The sequence below is a fragment of the Alteromonas oceanisediminis genome (genome assembly GCF_018474025.1).
Classification (GTDB): domain Bacteria; phylum Pseudomonadota; class Gammaproteobacteria; order Enterobacterales; family Alteromonadaceae; genus Alteromonas_E; species Alteromonas_E oceanisediminis.
The window spans coordinates 1-4,690 of record NZ_JAHCTA010000017.1 but is presented as its reverse complement, the minus strand read 5'-3'; the positions used below and the strand labels follow the sequence as shown (position 1 = coordinate 4,690).

At 41.8% G+C, this 4,690-nt stretch carries 6 protein-coding genes; 2 read left to right on the top strand and 4 right to left on the bottom strand.

Annotation, left to right across the window (positions count from 1 at the left end; all coding sequences use genetic code 11):
* Positions 1-171 precede the first annotated feature (171 nt).
* From KIU71_RS17635 to KIU71_RS17620, 4 genes are read right to left on the bottom strand one after another with little or no spacing between them, the layout of a single operon-like run.
* Positions 172-441, bottom strand: coding sequence for a hypothetical protein (locus tag KIU71_RS17635; protein ID WP_061487069.1), 270 nt, complete (start codon positions 439-441; stop codon positions 172-174).
* Positions 438-1,409, bottom strand: coding sequence for an ExeA family protein (locus KIU71_RS17630; protein ID WP_061487068.1), 972 nt, complete (start codon positions 1,407-1,409; stop codon positions 438-440). Before KIU71_RS17630 ends, KIU71_RS17635 begins: the two co-directional genes overlap by 4 nt.
* Complete coding sequence (locus KIU71_RS17625) at positions 1,399-3,033, bottom strand: DDE-type integrase/transposase/recombinase (RefSeq protein ID WP_139125465.1); 1,635 nt, start codon at positions 3,031-3,033, stop codon at positions 1,399-1,401. The genes KIU71_RS17630 and KIU71_RS17625 overlap by 11 nt, the downstream gene beginning before the upstream one ends.
* 11 nt (positions 3,034-3,044) lie before the next feature.
* Positions 3,045-3,611, bottom strand: coding sequence for a recombinase family protein (locus KIU71_RS17620; protein WP_061487066.1), 567 nt, complete (start codon positions 3,609-3,611; stop codon positions 3,045-3,047).
* A gap of 148 nt (positions 3,612-3,759) precedes the next feature.
* On the opposite strand from KIU71_RS17620, the gene KIU71_RS17615 reads away from it, so the two are divergent.
* Positions 3,760-4,044 (top strand): hypothetical protein, encoded by a 285-nt coding sequence (locus tag KIU71_RS17615; RefSeq protein WP_061487065.1) that lies wholly within the window; start codon positions 3,760-3,762, stop codon positions 4,042-4,044.
* Entirely contained in the window at positions 4,016-4,327 is a 312-nt protein-coding gene (locus KIU71_RS17610) for a hypothetical protein (RefSeq protein ID WP_069945566.1), read from the top strand. Before KIU71_RS17615 ends, KIU71_RS17610 begins: the two co-directional genes overlap by 29 nt.
* The last annotated feature ends 363 nt before the right edge of the window (positions 4,328-4,690 follow it).

The window sequence follows — 4,690 nt, the reverse complement described above, 5'->3', positions numbered from 1 at the left end:
TGTAGCGGCCTGACTTCTTATATCGCCTGACCCGACTTTATCCGCACATTCCGACCCGCAATCATTGATTCTATCCTGCGCAGTCGGCTCACATTAAGCGAGAATGAACCCACATTGATTGACACTGGGACTGATTTCATCGGGTTAGGCCCACATTAATCGACACCATGATTAGTGATCTTTAGGAACACTGATAGCGCCAGATTGGATACCCTGTGCCATGTTTTCGAGCATCTGTGCAAACCTATATAGCCCAGGATGTTCATTGCAAAGAAAATTAAGTTCTTCTTGGTCGCAGCTATCCATCAATTGTTTAAACGTGTCCATGTAATCATATGAAGCCTGTAATAGCTGGATATCGCCGTGTTCATTGTTAGGATATTGCTTCACTCCTTTATCAATGATTTTTGCCAGTTTTCTCTTTTTAGAGGATATCTTCATATTGGTAAACCTGCCTCGCGCATTTCCGCTGTCATTTCTTTAGCTCTGGTAGGGTCAAGGTCGCCTTTAAAGAGCTTGCGAACATCAGCCGGTTTGTATCTAAACTGATCGGCAATAACACGCTCGTTGTAGCCGTGTCTGATAAGTGTAGGTTCAATTTCATCAATTCGACTTGATAGCGTTTCTTCTAGCAAATCGACGTTAATAGGTTTAACACCAACGGCATAGGCTTCTTCTAACGCTAATGTAAGGTGCTGCTCTACCTGGAGAGGTGTTGTTAAATGCTCTGCTAGGTAATCTACCGCCTGATCTTCAATAATATCTTTAACCTTCATTTTGTCATCAGTGCATTTATCTAGGAGCCAATTAATGTAATCACGCAGAATACCTTGTGAAGCGTCAAGTGACATAGTTAAAGCCCGATAACCAACTTCTTCCATCGTGGGTGATTTAAGGTCATTCCGAAGCTTTGGGTGTCCGGCTAGAACAATTGATAATTTACCACCGCCTTCATGTATGACCTCCATAAGCCGTTTTAAGCCTGTTAATGTCCGGTGGTGTAAGTCGTGAGCTTCGTCACAGAACAGAACTACGGGCTTTTTGCTCTTCTTAATGAGTTCCTGTAAATCTCGTTCCCGCTTTTCACCAAGCTTAGGTACCCGGTAATCATTATCGCCTGATACATCGTAAAACAAGGCCGTGATCAGAGTGGTCAAATTGGTCTTTGATTTTTCAACTGATAATGACTTGGCCACAATCACATTTTTCTCCGCAGCCAACTGCTTTTGAATGCGTTCTAGATAAGTTGTTTTACCAATGCCCACAACACCAGTCAATGCGATAAGCTGGCCTTCAGGTATGATTTTCTTGAGTTGTTTAAACAGCCGCTTAGCCGTGTCGGTTTCAAAGAAATCTGCGTCTCGAAAATACTTCTTGATGCCAAAGTGCTCCATGACTTCAATTTGCATGTTCCCCACTCCTATTATTGAAATATTCTTTTATTTGTTTCATCACAACACCTTTGTCTAATGACTGAGACAAGATAGCGTCAATCATATCTCTGTCGCCTTGCTCCAATATTGCTAATGGTTTTCCTAGATATTTGGATATGGCGAGCTTAGCCTTCAATATGTTCTCATACTGTTTTTCATTGAATGGATCTGGATCGTCGAATTCTCGCGTAGGAACTGGCTCAACGACATTTTTCATAGACAGTATAACCTCGTGGTTTTGATCACTTTCAGACTCAGGCAGTTTTAACGACTTCGCTAAGGTTTCTAGTTTGCCAAGCCGTTTTTCCGTCTTGGTTTGCTTAAATTTACGGTAGCGGTATAAAGGAATTGGGCCACTGACGGGAAAATAAGCGCCGTAACGTTGACCATCATGTTCGACATAGAGTTCGTCATCAAACAGTCCCCACCAAAGAACGACTTGTTCGCCAGCTAAGTCGGGGTCCACCTCATACATGCTCCCATCAATGGGAATTCTGGCGTCAATGCCTACTGTTCTTTTTTCAGGCTCGCGAGCAAAAGATGAAAAACGCTCCCAGCTGCACATTTGTTTAACAGCGCCGTCAATATTCTGAAGCCAGTCTTCCGTTCGAGAATGCGGCTCTGCTCGATGTTGGTGATCATTGTATTTCTTCAAATATTCACTCAACATCTGATTAGCTTCAATTTCGTTCTTGGGTTCACGCAAATGATAAAGCACTTCATGGCATTCCTTAACCGTGCGAAAGGCTCGTTCAACTTTACCTTTTGACCTAGCTGTTTTACGCCGTTTATCCTTGCTATCTGGCATATGCACCTTTACATCAATGCCCAAATACTTCATTACAGATTGAAATACCCGACTTCGGGCAATAGGCCCGTTGTCCATATAAATCATTTGTGGGATGCCTTGAAAAGGTACATCTGGGTCTGACTTGGGTGACATAGCATTAAAAAGAAAGCGCAGCGCGTTGCCTGCATCCTCGCCGTGGACGTTGCGATATTCCTGATAACACACACCACTTCTATCATCTACTACTGAGTAGAGCATAAGCATTGGCAATCCCTTAGACTCATCATACCAAAGCGGCTCTTCAACACTTTTTAAGTCTGACGGGCTAAGATCAAACTGCCAGCATTCATTGCTGTGCCTAGCTTGAAATCTCACTGCTGGCGCATTCTTGATTAGATTGTGTTTATCAAGGCCAAACTGAGATAGATACCTGTTAACGGTTGTCTTGTTAAGCTTGCCTTTTTCAAGCTTAATAAAACCATATTCTGACTCAACGCCTGTGCTTTCCAATAAATCAATCGCTACATTGGTTGATATATGCCGCCCGTTCTTGTTTGTGGTGCGAATTTTCAATGCGGCTATAATTTCGCAGTACCTTTCCATCTCTGAAATAGGGATAACTCGTGACTTTCCCGAATCCGTTCGTTTAAGGGACTTTGGTTTGTTGACTGCCCTCAGCTGACGATAAAGTGTGCTTTCAGAAACACCATATAACTCACATGCCGACTTAACGATTTTTTTACGCTCTTCAGAACGCGCAGGGTATTGGTCCATCCGTGAAGACAGATCAAGCAATACCTCTGACGCAATCCGTTTGGCTTTCATACTGAATTATTGTCTTCCTCTTCATTCCATATTTTATAGACGGTTGAGCGACCAATACCTAGTTGCTTTGCTACTTCTGTGGCTCCAACATTTTGGTGTTTTAGCTCCATCACTTTAGTCCTGTCTATAGAACGTTTGCGACCAAATTTTACGCCTTTGGCCATTGCATCTAAACGCCCCTCGTTCGTCCTTTCAAGAATTCGTTCTCTTTCAGCATCGGCTACGGCACTTAGGATAGTGACAACCATTTTCCCCATTGAACCTTCAGTGCTTAATCCTTCTTTAATAAAACGGATATAGACACCTTGTTGGGAAAAATCCTTTATCAATTTAATCATCTCAGCAGTATCACTACCAAGTCTGTCTAATCGAGTTACTAATACCAAGTCACCTTCTTCAACCTTTATGCGAAGCAAATTCAAACCTTCACGATCTAAATCTGCGCGACTTCCAATATCGGTAAATATTCTTGAGCTTTTTACACCTTCTTTTAATAGGGCTTCTTTTTGGGCAACAAGTGACTGTTGACTGGTTGATACGCGAGCGTATCCAAATTTTCTCATACTTATTGTCTACTAAATCGAATTATAGAATATGTGTCCACTAAATAATAATATACGAAATAATAGACATTAGAAAGATGGCTTGCTAAACTGTACATTATGTTATGATATATTAGACGTTCAGATTTGTTTTAGATAAGGATAAATTATGACCAGCGATGCAAAACTACCAATTCCTAACCATTTGCGTGCACCAACAAAAGGTTTACACGGTAAATATTCGATTGAGCGAGCCGATGGAAAAGCCTTGCCTGATACGTTTGAAGCATTTGTGTTACGTTTAGACTCTGGTGCAGAGCCTAATCACCTAAAAGCTTGCAGAGCGGCAATACTGACCTACGCGAATGAGATTGAAGCGCATTTGCCAGAACTGGCAAAGGACATCAGAGATAAGTGGGGGAGAAATGACTTCAGACAAAGAGCGATATCGTGAAGAGAGAAAAAAGGACGCTCTGTTGTACATCACCATGTTAGTTGTCATTTCTGGAGGGTTTTATTTATTTCCAATGTTTAGCCCAGAATCACTTATTCCAACCATAGTGTTGACAGTATGGGGGTTAGGAATAGCGCGTCGTGGTTACTTATATGGAGCACATTTAGAAAAAATTGAGCCAGAGCTTAAACAAATGGTTGCTAATGGTATGAGTGAGCATGATGCTATGTTGAAGTTGGGGTGTGACAAGTATCATTACAAGCCGTTTTGGGCGATAAAATAGATATGGAGAAGTAGGTACGTTATGCAAGTCATCAAAGGATACTCATTTGAATTTAAAGACCTGTGCGGAACCCTGTATAACTTCCAGTGCAATGAAAAGGATAAGTATTATATATCGACCAATAACGGCCAGTTGCATCGAAGAAAATAATTGAAACTTTCAGAGTTACATCAACTCATCTACGTCGAGGTCAGTAAAATTAAATAAAGTGGGCCTAACCCGATGAAATCAGTCCCAGTGTCAATCAATGTGGTCTCATTCTTAACTAATGTGAACCATCGCCATAGGATAGAGTCAATGATTGTGGGTCAGGAAGTGCGGATAAAATCGGGTCAGACAGGATAATAAGTCGGGCCGCTACAG